General features: G+C 67.9%; 18 protein-coding genes. 8 read left to right on the top strand and 10 right to left on the bottom strand.

Annotation, left to right across the window (positions count from 1 at the left end):
• Nucleotides 1–15 precede the first annotated feature (15 nt).
• The 4 genes from E0H75_RS27705 to E0H75_RS27690 all read left to right on the top strand — a co-directional run bounded on the left by E0H75_RS27705 (nucleotide 16) and on the right by E0H75_RS27690 (nucleotide 3,823).
• Nucleotides 16–765 carry a DUF4118 domain-containing protein gene (locus E0H75_RS27705; protein WP_131516560.1) on the top strand — a complete coding sequence of 250 codons (750 nt, stop codon included), beginning with the start codon at nucleotides 16–18 and terminating at the stop codon, nucleotides 763–765.
• Nucleotides 766–884: 119 nt separating this feature from the next.
• On the top strand, nucleotides 885–1,505 hold the full coding sequence (locus E0H75_RS27700; protein WP_131516559.1) for a hypothetical protein: 621 nt from the start codon (nucleotides 885–887) through the stop codon (nucleotides 1,503–1,505).
• A gap of 134 nt (nucleotides 1,506–1,639) precedes the next feature.
• A complete protein-coding gene (locus E0H75_RS27695; protein ID WP_131516558.1) occupies nucleotides 1,640–2,479 on the top strand; it encodes a Bax inhibitor-1/YccA family protein in 840 nt (279 codons plus the stop codon).
• A 117-nt stretch (nucleotides 2,480–2,596) separates the two neighbouring features.
• Nucleotides 2,597–3,823, top strand: a complete 1,227-nt coding sequence (locus E0H75_RS27690; RefSeq protein ID WP_131516557.1) for a VOC family protein — start codon at nucleotides 2,597–2,599, stop codon at nucleotides 3,821–3,823.
• A gap of 78 nt (nucleotides 3,824–3,901) precedes the next feature.
• Here the strand turns inward: E0H75_RS27690 and E0H75_RS27685 are convergent, their stop codons facing one another.
• Both E0H75_RS27685 and E0H75_RS27680 read right to left on the bottom strand, forming a co-directional pair.
• Nucleotides 3,902–4,132 carry a DUF4287 domain-containing protein gene (locus tag E0H75_RS27685; RefSeq protein WP_131363087.1) on the bottom strand — a complete coding sequence of 77 codons (231 nt, stop codon included), beginning with the start codon at nucleotides 4,130–4,132 and terminating at the stop codon, nucleotides 3,902–3,904.
• Nucleotides 4,133–4,263: 131 nt separating this feature from the next.
• Nucleotides 4,264–5,292: an SGNH/GDSL hydrolase family protein gene (locus E0H75_RS27680; RefSeq protein WP_131516556.1), complete on the bottom strand. Its 1,029-nt coding sequence runs from the start codon at nucleotides 5,290–5,292 to the stop codon at nucleotides 4,264–4,266.
• Nucleotides 5,293–5,384: 92 nt separating this feature from the next.
• Here E0H75_RS27680 and E0H75_RS27675 point away from each other — a divergent pair, with 92 nt between their 5' ends.
• Nucleotides 5,385–6,758, top strand: coding sequence for a cystathionine beta-synthase (locus E0H75_RS27675; RefSeq protein ID WP_131516555.1), 1,374 nt, complete (start codon nucleotides 5,385–5,387; stop codon nucleotides 6,756–6,758).
• Between the two features lie 263 nt (nucleotides 6,759–7,021).
• Here the strand turns inward: E0H75_RS27675 and E0H75_RS27670 are convergent, their stop codons facing one another.
• Together E0H75_RS27670 and E0H75_RS27665 are read right to left on the bottom strand one after the other, a co-directional pair.
• Nucleotides 7,022–8,473, bottom strand: coding sequence for a flavin-containing monooxygenase (locus E0H75_RS27670; protein ID WP_165554057.1), 1,452 nt, complete (start codon nucleotides 8,471–8,473; stop codon nucleotides 7,022–7,024).
• 92 nt (nucleotides 8,474–8,565) lie between these two features.
• Nucleotides 8,566–9,816 (bottom strand): lactate racemase domain-containing protein, encoded by a 1,251-nt coding sequence (locus tag E0H75_RS27665; RefSeq protein WP_238163311.1) that lies wholly within the window; start codon nucleotides 9,814–9,816, stop codon nucleotides 8,566–8,568.
• A gap of 115 nt (nucleotides 9,817–9,931) precedes the next feature.
• Between E0H75_RS27665 and E0H75_RS27660 the strand changes: the two genes are divergently transcribed.
• Nucleotides 9,932–11,320, top strand: coding sequence for an FAD-binding oxidoreductase (locus tag E0H75_RS27660; RefSeq protein WP_131516553.1), 1,389 nt, complete (start codon nucleotides 9,932–9,934; stop codon nucleotides 11,318–11,320).
• A 510-nt stretch (nucleotides 11,321–11,830) separates the two neighbouring features.
• On the opposite strand, the gene E0H75_RS27655 is transcribed toward E0H75_RS27660, so the two are convergent.
• Nucleotides 11,831–12,583, bottom strand: a complete 753-nt coding sequence (locus E0H75_RS27655; protein WP_131516552.1) for a hypothetical protein — start codon at nucleotides 12,581–12,583, stop codon at nucleotides 11,831–11,833.
• 143 nt (nucleotides 12,584–12,726) lie between these two features.
• Between E0H75_RS27655 and E0H75_RS27650 the strand changes: the two genes are divergently transcribed.
• A complete protein-coding gene (locus E0H75_RS27650; RefSeq protein WP_131516551.1) occupies nucleotides 12,727–13,125 on the top strand; it encodes a nuclear transport factor 2 family protein in 399 nt (132 codons plus the stop codon).
• Here E0H75_RS27650 and E0H75_RS27645 read toward each other — a convergent pair.
• The 5 genes from E0H75_RS27645 to E0H75_RS27625 form a co-directional block, all read right to left on the bottom strand.
• Complete coding sequence (locus tag E0H75_RS27645; RefSeq protein WP_131516550.1) at nucleotides 13,122–14,006, bottom strand: SDR family oxidoreductase; 885 nt, start codon at nucleotides 14,004–14,006, stop codon at nucleotides 13,122–13,124. The two genes, E0H75_RS27650 and E0H75_RS27645, sit on opposite strands and share 4 nt — an antisense overlap.
• 107 nt (nucleotides 14,007–14,113) lie before the next feature.
• Nucleotides 14,114–14,863, bottom strand: coding sequence for a DinB family protein (locus tag E0H75_RS27640; RefSeq protein ID WP_131516549.1), 750 nt, complete (start codon nucleotides 14,861–14,863; stop codon nucleotides 14,114–14,116).
• Nucleotides 14,864–15,065: 202 nt separating this feature from the next.
• The gene (locus tag E0H75_RS27635; RefSeq protein WP_131516548.1) at nucleotides 15,066–15,518 is read right to left on the bottom strand and encodes a GNAT family N-acetyltransferase; all 453 of its coding nucleotides are present in this window, start codon (nucleotides 15,516–15,518) and stop codon (nucleotides 15,066–15,068) included.
• 176 nt (nucleotides 15,519–15,694) lie between these two features.
• Nucleotides 15,695–16,516: an alpha/beta fold hydrolase gene (locus tag E0H75_RS27630; RefSeq protein WP_131516547.1), complete on the bottom strand. Its 822-nt coding sequence runs from the start codon at nucleotides 16,514–16,516 to the stop codon at nucleotides 15,695–15,697.
• Nucleotides 16,517–16,607: 91 nt separating this feature from the next.
• Nucleotides 16,608–17,426, bottom strand: a complete 819-nt coding sequence (locus E0H75_RS27625; protein ID WP_238163310.1) for an alpha/beta fold hydrolase — start codon at nucleotides 17,424–17,426, stop codon at nucleotides 16,608–16,610.
• 225 nt (nucleotides 17,427–17,651) lie between these two features.
• Here E0H75_RS27625 and E0H75_RS27620 point away from each other — a divergent pair, with 225 nt between their 5' ends.
• Nucleotides 17,652–18,182 (top strand): DinB family protein, encoded by a 531-nt coding sequence (locus E0H75_RS27620; protein WP_131516545.1) that lies wholly within the window; start codon nucleotides 17,652–17,654, stop codon nucleotides 18,180–18,182.
• Nucleotides 18,183–18,204: the final 22 nt, after the last annotated feature.

The raw sequence follows: 18,204 nt of genomic DNA, 5'->3' as shown, positions 1-18,204 counted from the left end.
AGCATCAATAGAGGTGTGGAGAGTTACCGCAATCCCGTGCTGGCGGCCTCGCTGCTTGCACCGCCCGCAGTCTGCGCACTGCTGACGCCGTTCCGCGACAGCTTCGACAACGCCAACGCCGCGCTGTTGCTGGCCGTGGTGATCGTGGCAGTCGCCGCCTTCGGGATCCGGCTGGCCGGCGTACTCGCCGCGGTGTCGAGCGCGGTGTGGTTCGACTTCTTCCTGACCGTGCCTTACAACACGTTCACCATCGACAGCCGCGACGACGTCGAGACCACGATCCTGCTGGTCCTGATCGGTGTCGTCGTCAGTGAGATCGCGATCTGGGGCCGTCGGCAACAAGCGCGGGCGTCGCGGCACCGCGGCTACCTGGACGGTGTGATCACGACCTCCCAGGCCGTTGCGACTGGTGGGTCCGCGGACGATCTGATCGATCACGTGCGGGCCGAGCTGACCGCCGTGCTGGGGATCGACGGAGCCAAATTCGTTGCCGGGGACAAGCAAACGTCCGCGCCTCAGCTGAACGCGGACGGGACGGTGACGCGCGGCGGGCATCTGCTGAAGGTCGAGCGTGACGGCCTGCCGACCAACGCCGAGATCGAGCTCTCCGTCCACCACGCCGGCGCGACCCGCGGCCGCTTCCTCCTCACCGCCGCCGCCCGGATCGCACGCCCCGACATCGAGCAGCGCCTCGTCGCGGTGGCCCTGGCCGACCAGGTCGGCGCCGCCCTCTCCACCCAGGAACCCCTCCACCCACACCTCTGACCGGCCTGCGGGAGCATCACGTCCTGGGTGGCCGCCCGGCAAAGCGTCGTACCTGCCCCTACAGATACGACGCCGAGCCGCGTCTGGCGCCGACGGCAGCCGTACGTCATCATGCGCTGGTGAACGAACAGCAATTCGCCGTCCGGGTCGGCGAACTGGCGGCCCGGACGGGCCAGACGCCACCGCCGATCACCTGGGTCGAAGGCACAGACAAGGAGGACTGCATCTGGATGGAACCACCCGGTCCGGTCGGCCCGATGTTCTTCGTGCACCATCACGTCGACGAGAAGATGCCGATTCGGGTGCAGGACTTCCTGGTCGCTCAGGAGTTCGTTCAGGCGAATGAGGGCGTCCATCGGCAACGCAAGTGGGTGACCAGAGGAAGCACGGCCACCGGCCTGGTGCTCGGATTCTTCGGGGTGTTGGCGGCTCTGACAGTCGTTCACAGCCTGGTGGTCTATCTGCTGGTCTGTATGCCCCTCCTCTTCGTCCTCGCCCGGGTTGGCCAAGTCGCCGTCTCTGCGGGTTGGTCACGCTGGTTCATGCGACGGTCGGACCGCAGGCTGAGCGAGTTGCTCGGACGGGATCATGTGCGTGAGGCGTTGGAGTGGTACTGCGATCAGTGGCTTCGGCCCGAGATGGCATGGACCCGGCCGGGCGTGCGTTGGCTGCTGAGGGGCGCGCCTCCGACGGCCTCGGAGAGGTTGCGGTGGCTTTCCCGCAATCCCATCCGTGTCTGATTGAGTTGTGCAACCGTTTGCTGGGTGGGGGTTTCGGTTGGGGAACAGACGTGTGATTCTCAGATGTTGTTAAGGGTGGGACCGTAGTATCTCGATACGGCCCCGGATGTGGGTCACCAGGAGGATTGACAGACATGCAGAGCAGTAACCCGGTCCTGAACCGGTCGAGTGCATTCGCGCCTGGCCAAGGCCAGGCCTATCCCGGGGCAGCTCCGTACGGTCAGCCGGGTCCCTACCAGCAGCCGGGCCAGTACGGCGGCCCGGGTATGCCGCCCCAGCAGTACCAAGGCGCGCCGGCCGACAGCCGCCCCATGACGATGGACGACGTGATCGTCCGGACCGCCGCCACCCTGGGTGTCGTCTCGGTCGTCGCCGCGATTTCCTGGAACGTCATCCCGGTCAGCGTGGTCACCCCGGCGTTCCTGGCCGGTGCCCTGGTCGCGTTCGCGCTGGCGATGGTGCTGTCCTTCTCGCGCCGGGTCAACCCGGTGCTGGTGATGCTGTACGCCGCCGCCGAGGGCGTGTTCCTCGGGATCGGCAGCAAGTTCATCGCGAACTGGGTCGGTGACTCCGGCATCATCGTGCAGGCGGTGCTGGCCACGCTCGTGACGGCCGCGCTGACGCTGGCGACGTACAAGTACTTCCAGATCAAGGTCACGCCGCGGTTCACCAAGATGGTGATCCTGGCGACGATGGGCTTCGCCGGCGTACTGGTCATCAACCTGATCGCGAGCCTGTTCGGCTTCAACTCCGGGATCGGCGGCTTCGGCGCGATGGGCCTGCTGTTCGCCGCGATCGGTGCCGGGCTGGCAGTGTTCAACCTGATTCTCGACTTCGACATGATCGAGCAGGGTGTCCGCCACGGCGCCCCGCAGAGCGAGGCCTGGCGGGCCGCGTTCGGCCTGACCGTCACCCTGGTCTGGCTGTACTGGAACCTGCTTCGCATCCTCGCGATCCTGCGCGGCGGCGACTGACCTCACGCGCACGACGACATCCGAAGGGCCGGGCCAGGTGGACCGGCCCTTCGGCCTTTCTGCGGTGCTTCGGGAATTCGGACGGGGATCGTCCGGATGTGGTTCTAGCCTGAGGCCATGACCGAGGAACGAGCGACCGCCGGCGAGTTCGAGCAAGCCGACTGGCGAGTGGTTGATGGTGGGGCGAGTGCTTGGTACGACGCGCCGTCGCTGAGCGTAGGGGCGGAGCTGGTCGCCCGGATCGCGGCTCTGACGGGTGGTGGCGGTCTGCCGGATGTGGATCTGCGGGCCGGTGGTGTGCGGGTGCGGATCGCTCGGCCGCTGGAGGATCTGACCGCGGCCGACGTGGAGTTGGCCCGTGGGGTTTCGGCGGCGGCTCGGGAGCTGGGCCTGGCGGCGGATCCGGCGGCGTTGCAGGTTGTGCGGCTGGTGATCGATGCTGCGGACGCGCCTTCGGTGAAGGCGTTCTGGCAGACCACGCTGGCTTATGAGCCGGTCGGTGCCGACGGCCTCCGTGATCCGCTGCGGCGCGATCCGGCGGTGTCGTTCCGCGGGCTGGATGAGCCGCAGCCGCTCCGCAACCGCATCCACGTCGACATCGGCCGGGACTCCGCGGCGGTGGCTGCGGTCAGGGCCACACTCGGCCAGGAGCCGTTCGGCGCGTACGAGCTCACGCTCGCCGATGACGAGGGCAACGAGGCCGACGTGGTCCCCGGTGGTGAGCTCTCGACGGAGACCGCTGACTGGCTGGCGAACTTCGGCGGGATGGCGTTCTATCCGACCACGTCGGCCGAGCAGGCCGTCGGCTTGGTCACGGCGGTTGCTCGGTTGGCGGACGACGGTGGTGTGCCGGTCCTGGTCGACGTACGTCCGGACGGCGTCACGATCGACAGCGGGAAGGACCAGTGGGAGGACGACGACGGCGCACCTCGGCCCGCGTTCGTGGACCTGGCCGCGGGGATCCAGAAGGCGGCCGGTGAGTTAGGGCTCTCCGCCGATCCGACGCGCCTGCGTTTCGTCCAGCTCGGCTTCGACGCGGTCGACGTACCCGCAGTCCGCGCGTTCTGGACAGCCCTGCTCGGCTACGAGCACGACCCGCGTCAGTTCCTGTCCGACATCTACGACCCGCGCCGACTCAACCCGGTCCTCTTCTTCCAGCAGCTGGACCCAGCCGACGAGCCCCGCCACCACCACCGCAACCGCCTCCATCTTGAGCTGGCCGTTCCCCAAGACCAAGCCCAACCCCGCCTCGAAGTGGCCCTCGCAGCCGGCGGCCGCCTCATCTCCAACCACCAACTAGCAGACCCTCAAGGCAACGAGGTGGCCATCATCACCGATCTCTGACCGGCAACACCCCCGGAAACGGCGAAGACCCGCCCTTCCACCTGAAAGGGCAGGTCTTGTGAGGTTCTCCTTCGGGGGTCAGCTCATTCGCCGGTGCGCCCGGACCAGGTCGTATTCGTGAACGATGGCGGTTGCGTGCCCATGCGCGAGGGCGTACTCGCTGGAGAGCCATCTCACTCGGTCATCGAAGCGCAGGAACGACGGTCCGTCGTTCATCAGCTGGAACCACTCGGTCATCTCACGTCCGGTGCACCTGGGCACCCTCTCCACCAGACGCTGATGCGTCTCCTCGGAGTGGCTCAAGCCCATCTTCGCCTCCCGTCATCGGGGTACCGCGTAGTTATCGACTGTGCACCACGAGGACGCCCACAGGCAAGACTTCCGCCATGAATGTCCCCGCTCAGCGGACGCACGAAATCGTCCCAAGCCTCTTCCAGGCTTCAGCTTCCGACGGGTACGGCGTCTGTCGTCTCGCTGGTGTCCTCGTCGACGCGGTCGACCTCGGCTTTCGGGTGGCGGCGGCGGTGGCGCAAGGAGGCCCAGGGACCCCGCGGGCCACGCTCACGTCCGGCGACCTCGGTCGCGGCGACTTCGGTGCCGGCCGTCCGGGCGGCCTGGACGGCAGCCTCCGCGATCGGCAGGATCGCCTCGCCCCGGAACGGCTCCGGATGCACGAACGACTCCGGCCCGACACCCATCGCGGCAGCCACCGACGGAAGCAGCGCGGCGGACGCGGCGGCGTACCCGGTGGCCGAGGGGTGGAAGTTGTCCCGGCCCCACATCGACGGGTTGGTCCGGAACACCTCACCGAGCAGGGAGCCCAGAGAGACGGTCCGGCCGCCTGCTTCGACCACTGCGATGGTCTGAGCGGCGGCCAGCCGGTGACTCCAGGACCGGGCGACCTGCCGCAGCGGCGGCATGATCGTCCGGACCACACCCAGGTCGGGGCAGGTGCCCACCACCACCTCACAGTTCGCGGCCCGCAATCTGCGGACCGCGGCGGTGAGCAGCCGGACCGAGGCCGAGGGTGGCATCTTGGCCTTCACGTCGTTCACGCCGATCAGGATGACCGCGACGTGCGGCCCGGCCTGCAGCGCCGCGTCCACCTGCGCGGCGAGGTCGGTCGACTTCGCGCCGGTCTTCGCCACGTCGACCAGCCGCACCGGCCGATTCGCCAGGTCGGCGAGCCCGGAGGCGAGCAGCACCCCGGGAGTCTCGTCCGGCGACTCGGTGCCGTAGCCGGCGGCACTGGAGTCGCCGAGCATGGCGAACGTGATCGGTCTTCCTGGATACCGGCCGTACAGGCCGTCGCCCGGAGTGGGGTAATAACGCATCGGCCCGATCACGCGCTTCGCGTACTCGGCCTCAGCGGTCAGTACGCCGTACAACGTGGCACCGATGAGTCCGAGTCCCCCGCCCCCGAAGGCTGCGGCCTGGGCCAGTCGCTTCGCGGCCCGGGCTCTTGTCATGTCTCCAGGATTACACGCTGTGACAGACAAGCAAGTGAAATACGGCAAAGACGCGCCCAACTTCGCGCGGGCAACAGCACTACAGTTAGGACGTGCGCTACGCGAACTCACTCCTGGACCTGGTCGGCAACACCCCACTCGTGAAGCTGGGGAGTACGACCGACGGCGCCAAGCCGCTCGTGCTGGCAAAGGTCGAATACTTCAACCCCGGCGGCTCGGTGAAGGACCGGATCGCGGTCCGGATGATCGAGGCCGCGGAGGCCTCCGGCGAGCTGAAGCCGGGCGGCACGATCGTCGAGCCGACGTCCGGCAACACCGGGGTCGGGCTGGCCATGGTCGCCCAGCAGAAGGGCTACAAGTGCGTCTTCGTCTGCCCGGACAAGGTGAGTGAGGACAAGCGCAACGTGCTGAAGGCGTACGGCGCCGAGGTCGTGGTCTGCCCGACCGCGGTGGCGCCGGAGCACCCGGACTCGTACTACAACGTCTCCGACCGCCTGGTCCGCGAGATCGACGGCGCCTGGAAGCCGAACCAGTACGCCAACCAGAACAATCCCCGCTCCCATTACGAGACCACCGGTCCGGAACTGTGGGAGCAGACCGAGGGGAAGATCACACACTTCGTCGCGGGCGTCGGCACCGGCGGCACGGTCAGCGGCACCGGCAAGTACCTGAAGGAGGTCTCCGGCGGCCGGGTGCAGATCATCGGCGCGGACCCGGAGGGCTCGGTGTACTCCGGTGGCACCGGCCGGCCGTACCTGGTCGAGGGTGTCGGCGAGGACTTCTGGCCGGAGACGTACGACCGGGACATCTGCGACCGCGTGATCGAGGTCTCGGACGCGGACTCGTTCGCGCTGACCCGGCGGCTGGCGCGCGAGGAGGCCATGCTGGTCGGCGGCTCCGCGGGCATGGCCGCAGCGGCCGCGATCCGGCTCGCGCACGAACTCGACGATCCCGAAGCTGTCGTCGTGGTCCTGCTGCCGGACGGCGGCCGCGGCTACCTGACGAAGGTGTTCAACGACGACTGGCTGGCGCAGTACGGGTTCCTCGCGCACACCCGGCACGGCGTCACGCTCGGTGAGATCCTGGCCGGCAAGGACGGCAGCCTGCCGCCGATGGTGCACACGCACCCGCACGAGACGATCGCCGAGGCGGTCGAGATCCTGCGCGAGTACGGCGTCTCGCAGATGCCGGTGGTCCGGGCAGAACCACCGGTGATGGCGGCCGAGGTCGCCGGGGCGGTGTCGGAGCGGACGCTGATGGACGCTCTGTACTCCGGCAAGGCCCGGCTGGCCGACATGGTCGAGCAGCACATGGACCCCGCGCTGCCGTCCCTGGGCGCCGGCGAACCGGTCACCCGGGCGGTCCAGTTGCTCGAGGACCGCGACGCTCTGATGGTTCTGGACGACGGCAAACCGGTGGGCGTCCTGACCCGTCAGGACCTGCTGGTCCACCTGTCCGCCGACTGACATCCGCTCGGTGCACGACCGCGCGGGCCGACTCCCCAGTGGGGGAGACTTATCGGTCTACGACCGAGGGCACGATGGCGAGCAGGACCGTGACCACGATGCCGATCACGATCGCCGCCGCTCCGGCAATCTGAAGAATTTCCATACCTCAAGAATCCTTCAGCGGGGCCGCTCAGACATCGGTCCTCGGACCGGTCTTGCCTTCATCCCAAGGTCGTACGCCGCAGCCCACCCACTCCTACTTCGGGAGTGCGGGTCATCCCCTAATGGACCAGGACGAAGTCGGCGGGATCCAGCCGCCGGGTCCGGCGCCAGTACGATACCGTGAACTCCGGCCAGATCGTCGAGTTGCGCCCGGCCGCGTCCAGGTACCAACTGTTGCAGCCGGACTGCCAGACGGTCTCCCCGAGCTCACCCTGGATCCCGCTGACGAACCGCTCCTGCGCGTCCTCCCGGACCTCGACGTACGAGGCTCCGCGGCGACGGAGCAGGTGCAGTGCCTGCATCACGTAGCGGACCTGGGCCTCGATCATGAACACCATCGAGGAGTGGCCGAGGAGCGTGTTCGGTCCGGCCAGGAGGAACAGGTTCGGGTAGCCGGCGACGGTGATGCCGAGGTGGGCGCCGATCCCCTCGCGCTTCCAGTGCTCGGCCAGGTCGACGCCATCCTTGCCCAGGATCGGCATCCGGGTCAGGTTCGCCGACACGTCGAACCCGGTGCCGAGCACGATCGTGTCGCAGGGTCGCTCGATCCCGTCGGCGGTGACCACGCCGGTCGGTATGACCCGGGTGATCGGGGTGGTGACGAGGTCCACGTTCGGGCGGGCGAGGGCCGGGTAGTAGTCGTTCGAGATCAGGATCCGCTTGCAGCCGATCTGGTAGTCGGGCGTGAGCCGGGCCCGTAGATCGGGATCCGGGACCTGCTTGCGCAGATGCCGTTTCGCCTGTATTTCAAGGCCTTTCATCAACTTCGGATTGCCCGCGAAGCCGGCGCCACGTCCCTCGAGACCCCAGTAGATGACATTGCGGATCGCGCGCTGGCCGGCCGGGAACCGTTCGTGCAGGCGGCGTTCCATCGGTCCGATCGCGCGGTCCGGCTTCGGCGTGATCCAGGGCGCGGTCCGCTGGTAGACGTCCAGTTGCCCGACTTCCGGAGCGATCCGCGGCACGAACTGAATCGCCGACGCGCCCGTGCCGATGACAGCCACGTTGCGCCCGCGCAGGTCCTGCGAGTGATCCCACTGCGCCGAGTGGAACGTCGTACCGGCGAAGGAATCGAGGCCGGGGAGGTCCGGTCGCTTGGGTTCGTGCAGGCTGCCCACGCCGGTCACCAGGGCCTGGGTCTCGATGGTCTCGTCGCCGTTCACCGTCACGGTCCACTGGCCGGCGGCCTCGTCGAACGCGGCCTCGGTCACCTCGGCGCCGTACCGGATCTTCGGGGTGATGCCGTACCTGTCCGCGCAGTGCTGGAGATACCCGAGGATCTCGTCCCAGGGCGCGAACATCCGGGTCCAGTGCGGGTTCTGCTCGAACGAGAACGAGTAGAGGTACGACGGGATGTCGCACGCGCAGCCGGGATAGGTGTTGTCCCGCCAGGTGCCACCGAGTTCGGCGGCCTTCTCCAGGATGACGAAGTCCTCGCATCCGGCCTGCCGCAGTTTGATCCCCATACACAGCCCGGCGAACCCGGCCCCGATGATCACGACCTCCGTCATACCGACGAAGGTTACCGGTGAGTTGTCCGGACCTCCAGCACTCATCAACTGCGGTCAGCGGGCGCGCTCAAGCGTGGAGCACGGCCGATCGGTCACGTTGATGAGTGCCTGGCGTCCGCCAACCGGTGGAGGATTTCGCCGGCGTTCGGGATGACCAAGGTGTCGGGGTCGTCCTCGAGGGCGGCCAGGTCGACGCTCGCCGGATCCAGGTAGCCGAGGTTGGCGCCGCGGACGACGTCCTCCGGGATGCCGGTGGCCAGCGTGACCTGGACGCGGAGGTGCTCGCCGGTCGCCGGGTCCCAGGTGCCGGCGCCGCGGAGATGGGTCGAGTGCGCGAGCACACCCCAGTGCAGGTCGCGGAACTTCTCCCACTGGCCGATGAAGTAGTCGCGGCAGTGGTACCCGATCTCCTCGATCTCCGGGTGCATCGCGGCCAGCCGGGTCACGTGCGGCGCGTACAGGATGACCTCGCCGCCGTCGGCGACGATCGGCTCGACCTTGTAGAAGCCCTTCGCCGCGGTCCAGATGTCGGCGTACTTCGCCGGCATCATCGAGACCACCCGCCGGACCGGCTGGTCCAGGTAGGTGATGTGGGTGTGGGCGGAGATGTCGGCGGCCGCGCGCCACGAGGACGCGGTGTCGCCGAACGCGATCGCATGCAGGGAATCCGTGCCGGACTGGGCGACCACGGACAGCGCGAGCTTCTCCGCCGGGATCAGCGACGCGGCCTCGTCGATCAGCGCCCGCACCGGCGTGATGCCCGGCGTACCGATGATGTTCGCGCTGGTGATCAGGGCGCCGAGCCAGTGCGACAGGTCGATCACTTCCTGACCGGCGACACCGGGGAAGAAGTACTTGTTGCCGCCGGAGAAACCGACCACCTCATGGGGAAACACCGGGCCGACGACCAGGGCGACGTCGTGCTCGACCACGGCACGGTTGAGCTTGACCGGGACCTCGTCGCGCAGCATCTCGTCGGAGATCTCGCCGACCCGGTCCGCGCTGATGGTCCCGAGATCGACGAACGTATCCGGCTTCCACCACTCGTGATTCAGTACGCCGTCGTACTCGCCACCGAGGTGGTCGCGCAGCTGGTCCGGCGTCATCTCGGCATGGGTGCCCAGGGCAACCAGGGTGGTGAGCTTGCTGACCCGGCCGTCGAGCGCCTGGTGGACCGCCTTCATCAGCAGGGGGAGCGGGCAGCTCCGGGTCGCGTCCGGGACGATCACGCAGACGCTGCGCCCGTCCAGGCCGGCACCGGCCAACGAGTCGCCGACGAAGCTCATCACCTCGTCGTCGGTCAGGACCTGGCCCACTCCACCGATCACCGCCGCTGTGCTCACACCCCGACCTTACCGAGCCCTAACCCCCAGGTTCAGCCGTTGACCGGTGGGTGGTTGCGTTGCACGATCGGGGTGGCACCTGGGGGAGCGGGAGCTAGTGCAAGGGGGAATCAGCATGTCCGACACGATCGAACGGCCGCCGGGGGCACGACCCGAGGGATTCGGGGGAGTGGTCCTGCGGTCCGGGGACGCGGCGTACGACGACGCCCGGACGGTGTTCAACGCGATGATCGACAAGCGGCCGGCGATGATCGCGCAGTGCGAGTCCGCGGCCGACGTCCAGGCGGCAGTCCGGCACGGCATCGCGCAGAACCTGGAGATCGCCGTCCGCGGCGGCGGTCACAGCGTGGCCGGGACCGGGGTCAGCGAGGGTGGTCTGGTCGTCGACCTGCGGCGGCTGAACGACGTACAGATCGACCCGGAGGCGCGGCTGGCGCGGGTCGGCGGCGGCGCGACGTGGGGCGACTTCGATCGCGCCTGCCGACCGTACTGGCTGGCGACGACAGGTGGCCGGGTGTCGACGACGGGTGTCGCCGGGCTCACGCTCGGTGGCGGATCGGGGTGGCTGGAACGCAAGTTCGGGCTGGCCTGCGACGCGCTGGTGTCGGTCGAGCTGGTCACCGCCGACGGGCGGTTGATCATCGCGGACGAGACGAAGAACACCGAGCTGTTCTGGGCCTTGCACGGCGGCGGCGGGAACTTCGGGGTCGCGACGTCGATGACGTTCAAGCTCCAGCCGTTGCCGGCGGTCACGCTCGCGATGCTGATGTGGCCTGCCGACGCCGGCCCGGCGGTGATCCGCGCGTACCGGGATCTGTTCGAGCAGGGGGCGCCGGAGGAGCTCGGCGGTGGAGCGATCTATCTGACCGGGCCGCCCGAGGACTTCGTGCCGCAACACCTGCAGGGCAAGCTCATCGCCGCGGTGGGCGCGGTCTACGCCGGCGGCGAGGCGGAGCTGCGGGACGCGCTCGCGCCGATCTTCGCGCTGGCGCCGGAGGGCCAGATGGTCGCGGAGATGCCGTACGACGTACTGCAGTCGGCGCTCGACGATCCACCCGGGTTCCGCAACTACTGGTCGGCCGAGCACCTGTCGTCGCTGCCCGATCCGGCGATCCAGGCGTTCTCTGATCGGGTGGTGGACATGCCGTCGCCGTCGCCGTCGCAGCAGATCCTGCTGCCGTGGGGTGGTGAGGTACTGCGGGCCGCGGACAACTGGCCGCTGCCGCATCGACAGGCGGCCTGGGTGGCGCATCCGTTCGGGCTGTGGGCGGATCCGGCCGACGACTCGCTGGGGATCCGTTGGGCCCGGGATCTGTGCTCGGATCTGAAGGAGTGGTCGACCGGCGCCGTGTACCTGAACTTCATCGGCAACGAGGGGCAGAACCGGGTGATCGCCGGGTTCGGTGAGGCGAACTACCAGCGGCTGTCCCGGGTGAAATGCGAGTACGACCCCGAGAACGTCTTCCACCTGAACCAGAACATCGAACCGGGCTGGCCCGCCTAGAGGCGTACTCGCCCAGGACGATGGTGACGTTCGGACGAACGCGCGACCTTGTGCACCAACCAACCACGAGCGATCCGCTGATCTGGTCGATCCGTGCTCAAGGTCGTCTGAGGGGACACGCGGACAGGAGGTGTCGGGTGATCGGCGCGTTGTGCAGGCGCTGTGGAGCGTGCCGAGCTCCTGTTCGGCGTGACACCTCCTGTCGAAATGCACGGCCCACCCCCTCCGCCTGCCGTCCCCCTCCGCCTGCCTGCCGCGGCGCGTCCGTCGGCAACCCGGACCGCCTGTGCCGCACCGTCCCGGCCCTCGACCCGTCGCTCGGTCATTTCGACGGATAACCGGTGAGATTGCCGGTTGTCAGCCCGCGTTTTGGGGGCAGAACCGGTGATTTCAGTGGCTAACCCATGAAATGCGCGGGCCGCGGCGGCGGGCGGTGGCGGCGGGTGGCGGTGGTGGCGGCGGGTGGCGGCGGGTGGCGGGTGGCGGCGGCGGTTGCGGGGGCTGGGTGGGCTAGGCGTTCACTGGCTTGGGGTGGCGGGACCATTGGAGGTGTACGACGACGGCGTACGTGACCGCGGCCAGCGGAGCGGCCCAGAGGCGGAAGAACGGTAGCTGGCCGGTGACTGCGGTTGCCGTGAAGATGACGCCGAACAGGATCGCTCCGGTGGCGGTTCCTCGGCGTCGGCTGTCGAGCGCAGTAGTCGGGAGCGGACCCATGTGCCGGTCGAGGGCAGTGCAGAGTGCGCCCAGTCCCGCGATGGTGGCGACGACGAAGAGGATGCCGCCGACGATCTCGCCGAGCACGATCGCGACCGCGTTGAAGAAGACCAGCACCGCCACGGCTCCGAGCACGTCCAGCGCTCCGAAGGTCAACTGGTTGCGCTTCCGCCGACGCAGATCGACTCCCTCGGCCGGCCGGTTCGGACCTGGCTCTCCGGACAATCGCTTGACCGACAGCACGAGACCGGTCACCAGCAGGACGAGGATGAGTACGCCGAGGACGGACAGCACCGTCGACCGGGTCGTCGAGATGTACCGCTGTACGTCGCCTGCGCCGAAGTCGCACACGGCCTGCGGTGGGAGCCATCCGGTCCGAACGTCGATCGGACCATCCGGGGTGATGTGCCCGGGGAACCTCTTTCCGCACGCCTCACTCGGGTCGAACCAACTCGGCATCGACGTCGACACCGCGATCGCCCACGCCAATCCGAGCACGAGCCCCGCGCCGAACACCAATCCCGCCCGCTGCCTCACCCAATGCACGCGTCCACCCTCTCATCCGGTCGGTAATGATTGACGCTCGCCGGAGCGCTCGGGTTCAACGGACTTCTCCCGGGCGCGCATGACATCGATCCCTGGCGGCCGGGAGCCAGATGGCGTTCACTGCAAGGAAAGGGGGCGGGAGCATGACTGAACGGGACGAGTTTCTGGACTTCGTGGGGACGCAGCTCCGGGAGGCGGAAGTTGCCATTCACAACGGTGATGCCGGGCCGCGGCGGGCGATCTGGTCGGTGCGCGATCCGGTGACCGTGTTCGGCGCCTGGATGACGGGAACGACGGCGACCGCGGCAGAGGAGATCTTCGGGCGCCTGGAGGAGAACTTCACCGACTGTTCGTCGTACACCTTCGAACTGATCTCAGCGGACCTCAGCGGGGACGTTGGGTACACGATCGGCTACGAACACACCAGCGCGAGTTGGCAGGGCGAGCCGCGCCAGTACACGCTGCGGGTGACCCAGCTGTACCGTCGCGAATCCGGTGCCTGGAAGGTCTTCCATCGGCACGCGGACGCGCTGGAGGCCTAGCTCGTGCAGTCGCGGAGGTAGTCGGTGGTCGAGCGTGGCGTGATGCCGCGGCTGCGCAGCGGTTCGTCGTCCCAGGGTGCGTCGTGCAGGTCCAGGAGCAGGCCGACACCCAACGCCGACGCCATGCCGTCGTTGGTACGGCTGAGGATGCGGACCATCACGCGGACGACGGGCCGCGGCATATGCTGCACCTTCACGCGCCGGCCGGCGAATTGCTCCGCGATCGCGACTGCTTCGTTCCGGCTGAGCGCCTCCGGTCCGCCGAACTCGATCAGCTCGGGTGGATCGGGCTCGACTGCCACCGCCGCGACCAGAGCTGCGACATCGTCCGTGCTCACCCAGCGCTGTTTGGCGTCGCCCTTCCCGATCGTCGACACCTTGCCGTTGGCGATATCGAAGCGGCCCTGTGGTGCCAGGTGAATCTCGTGGAAGGCGTCCGGCCGCACGATGACCGCTCGCATGCTCGAGCCCCTCAGGCGCTGTTCGACCGCCAGTTTGGCGCGCTCGATCGGTAGGCCGAGACCCGCCTCGACACCGGCGTACGAGACGTAGACAAACCGCTCCACACCAGCCGCTTCCGCCGCGCCGACCAGCGCAACCATCCCCACCTCGTCGACCTCGTGCAGCGACGGCCCCGGTACGCGCGCCAACAGCCGAGCGATCGCAGTCGCGGTGGCGACCACGGTGCTAACCCCCTCACACGCCGCCAGCAAACTCCCGGCGTCCGTCAGATCCCCCCGAACCACCCTCGCCCCAACCTCTTCCAGCCGACTCCCATCAGACTGCGGCCGCACCAGACAAGCCACATCCCGCCCAGCCCCCACCAACAGCCGAACAACCCGCCCACCCAACTCACCCGTCCCACCCACAACCAGCAACATCAGTCCCACCCCCTACCCCGAAGGTGACCCCCAACCCCCACCCACGCAACCCCTCAACCCAAGTCAGGCGAGATCACCGAGGACCCAGGGCCGGTTGCGCTCGGCAACTAGGTGGACTCGAGAAGGGCGAGGTCTCGTTCGGCGTAGAGGTGGTGTTGCCATTCCTCGTTGAGGAGTAGGAGGAGGATCTCGCGGATGGGGTAGTTGTCGGGTCGGGGCCAGCCGGGGCCGGGGACGGGGGTGGTGTCGGCGTTCAGGGCGTCCTCGGTGAGGTTGTCGACATATCGGCGTACGACGGCCATCCGGTCCTGGCGCAACTCCAGGACCTCTTCGAGGGACGGGCGTACGTCGCGATCCCGGGGAACGCCAGGTGTTTCGTCCATCTCGTCGAACGGCAGATCGAGCGGATGCCAGGGTGACGCCTCGCCCAGGATCACTCGACCGATCCACGCGTCCGTGGCGAACGCGAGGTGGCGCAGCGTCTGGATGAACGACCACTCCCCATCGACGCTCTCGTGGAGCAACTCGGGCGGCAGCTTCCGCGCCCGCTCGACCGTCCCCTCCCACAGCCGCTCGACCACATCCCAGGCCTCGCGGAACCCAGGTACGTCGGTCGGCCGCATCTTCACGCGATCGGGGTACCGCCGGTCCAACTCGCCGGACACATAGGCCTCGACCTCGACACCGTTGAGCACCAGACCCTCGATGTCCCCGTCGATCCGCACCTGCCCGAGATCCATCCCGCGCATCACGGCGCCCCTCAGTGCCACCCGCTCGAACCGGGCGCCACGCAAATCGACATCCCGAACCACCACACCCCGCAAATCGGCCCGCTCAATCGCATCCACACTTTCCATACCTGCACGCTAGAACACATTCCGGACAGCTACCTTCCGGAACCTCAACAAATCAAGCAATCCGGCGCATCGCGTCAACTCCGACGCCATCGCCGACTCCACCGCCCGCTACGCCTTCAACCTCACCACCATCCCCAACTAACAGTGAGCCGCGTCTCCACCCCGCCCCCGATGCGGGGTGAAGACGCACCCCTTCACGGGGTCAGACCAGTGACTTGGTGAACATCAGGGTGGCGTCGTCGTCGAGTCTTATTGTGTTGCCAGGGGCAACTGGTCTGTTGTCGTACATGAGGCCACGGCCGTCGGGGAGGTAGCCGCGGCGGACGTACATGCGTTGGGCTTGGCCGTAGTCGGCGTACAGACCGACGCCGATCCCGACGACCGCGGACCGCTGCGCCACCAATGCCTCGGCGGCGTCCATCAGCCCGCTGCCGATGCCGCGGCGCCGGTACGGCGGCAGCACGTTGAAGTCCTGGATCTCCGGCATCCCGTCGAAGTACGCCGATTCCCACCGCACCGTCACGTAGCCGACGAACTCCTCATCGACCGTCGCCACCAACACATCCCGCACGCCGGCCGCCTGCTCAGCCAAATACTTCTCATACTGCTCAACCGGCTTGTCCCACCCAATAGCCGTGAACGCCGCGGAGATCATCACCGGATCCCCATCCCGCAAACCCCGAATCCCAACACCCACCACAAACCCCTTCCACCGACCCAACGCGCCGCAGCCTAACCCCGCCCCGCACACCCCGGTCGCCGGGGCAGCCCGGGCAGGAGACCGGCGCCGAGTTGGTTGGCTCTCGGCGCCGGTGGTTCTCGAGGGGCTGGTCAGCGGGTTGCGCGGGCGGCTTGTTCTATGACCGTTGTGATGGGGCTGGGGTCGGAGACGAGGCCGAGGTGGCCGGCTTTGATCTTGGTGATCTTGGCGTTGGCTCGGGTGGCCATGAAGAGTTGGGCGTCAGGGGTGATGATGCGGTCGCCGGTCCCGAGGACGTACCAGGACGGGATGGTCAGGTACGCCGGCGTACCCGAAGGTGTGTTTCCGGCGCTCAATGTCAACGGGCGCTGGGACGGGTAGAGGATCTCGGCCTCGTGGCGTGGGACGCCGGATGCGAACGATGTGATGAAGGTGTCGTGCTTGAGGTAGAGGTCGACGTCACCGGCGGGCGCGCCCGGGTACGGGACGAAGTCGAAGACGGTGGTGGGGTCGACGGCCAGTGCGGAGTCCGCGCCGGCCAGCGGGAAGATCGTTTCTCCGGCCGCGGGTGCGAAGGCGTCGACGTACACGAGCGCCTTGACGTTCGGGTTGCCGGTCGCTGCGTTGGTGATGACGGCGCCGCCGTACGAATGGCCGACCAGTACGACGGGCCCGGACAACGTGGACAGGAAGCTTCTGATGGTCGCGGCATCGGTGGTCAGGTTGCGCAACGGGTTCGGTGGCACGCGGACGGTGTAGCCGTCGTTCAGCAGCCGGCTGGTGATCTTGGACCAGCCGGATCCGTCGGCCCAGGCGCCGTGGACCAGCACGATGGTGGGTTTCGGGCCGCCGGGGTGTGACGCCGCCGCGGGGGTGATCGCGGTCAGCACCAGGCCCAGGACGGCCGCCAGCACGGTCAGCACACGGAAGAGAGGTGATCGGTTCCTGTTCATCGACAGGTCCTTTCGTCAGGCGACTGTCGCCGGGAGGGCGCGCGAGCATGACGAAGTCAGTTGATGACTGTGGTGGCGCCAGGGGAGAGTTCTAGGACCGGAAGAACTCCAGCAGGTCGGCGTTGACCACGTCGGCGTGCGTGGTCGGCATGCCGTGCGGGAGGTCCTTGTAGGTCTTGAGCACACCGTTCTTCAGCAGCTCCGCGGACCGCGGGCCCGAGGCGACGTACGGAACGATCTGGTCGTCCTCGCTGTGGACCACCAGCACCGGGATACCGATCCGCTTCAGATCCTCGGTGAAGTCGGTCTGGGAGAACGCGACGATGCCGTCGTAGTGCGCCTTGGCCCCGCCCATCATGCCCTGCCGCCACCAGTTCTGGATGACTGCCTCGGAGGACTCCACGCCGGGCCGGTTGAACCCGTAGAACGGTCCGGACGGCAGCGCGCGGTAGAACTCCGAGCGGTTCGCCGCCAGTTGGGCCTGCAGGTCGTCGAAGACCTCCTTGGGCAGGCCGTCCGGGTTGGCGTCGGTCTTCACCATCAGCGGCGGTACGGCGCAGAACAGCGCGGCCTTGACTGCGCGGCCCTCACCGTGCCGGGCGAGGTAGCGCGTGACTTCGCCACCACCGGTGGAGTGGCCGACGTGGATGCAGTCGTGCAGGTCGAGATGCTCGACGACCGCGGCGAGGTCGTCGGCGTAGTGGTCCATGTCGTGCCCGTCGCCGGTCTGCGTCGACCGGCCGTGACCGCGGCGGTCATGGGCGACGACGCGGTACCCCTGCTGCAGGAAGAACAGCAGCTGGTTGTCCCAGTCGTCGGCCGACAGCGGCCAACCATGACTGAAGACGATCGGCTGACCGCTGCCCCAGTCCTTGTAGAAGATCTCGGTACCGTCGCTGGTCGTGATCATTCCCACTGTGCTGCCCCCTCGAAGTGCGTAACGAAGTCGGCCCCGGCCTGCAACGGCACGCGGGACCAGGAGCCCGGTGCCGAGTCGTCGTCAGCCCGAAACCCTTTGTCAGCAACGGGTTTGGTGACCTCACCACCCCCACGCCACCCTAGCTCCCGACGGTCGATCTGAGGAGCCCCCAAGTAGAGGACACCTCCTGGCCGCTACGGCTCCTAGGGTCGAAGCATGACGACGAACGAGCAGGTTCTGACCGGTGAACGGGCCGACATTCTCGACTTCCTCGCGAAGCATCGATACTTCCTTCGGCACACCGCGGAAGGGCTCACGGACGAGCAGGCGAACACTCGCAGTACGGTCAGTGCGCTGTCTGTCGGCGGGCTGATCAAGCACGTCACCGCGGTCGAGCGGATGTGGACCGGCTTCGCCCAGACAGGCCCCGGCCAGGACGCGCCCGAGGAGACCGAGTACACCCCGGAAGCGATCGCCGAGTGGGAGAACCAGTTCCGGCTCACCGAGGGCGAGACGCTGGCCGGCGTACTCGCGGAGTACGAGAAGGTCGCCGCCGCGACCGACGACCTGGTTCGCACTCTCGACCTCGACGTCGCCTACGAACTCCCGGCCGCGCCGTGGCAGCCACCGGGCGTGTTCTGGACGGTACGCCGGGTCTTCCTCCACATCACCGCCGAGACCGCACAGCACGCCGGCCACGCCGACATCATCCGCGAGACGATCGACGGCCAGAAGACGATGGGTTGAGGGCCTGAAATCACTCGATGTG

It is taken from the genome of Kribbella capetownensis (assembly GCF_004331485.1).
Lineage (GTDB): Bacteria > Actinomycetota > Actinomycetes > Propionibacteriales > Kribbellaceae > Kribbella > Kribbella capetownensis.
The sequence above is the reverse complement of the archived record's forward strand: the minus strand, read 5'-3'. Positions and strand labels throughout refer to the sequence as shown.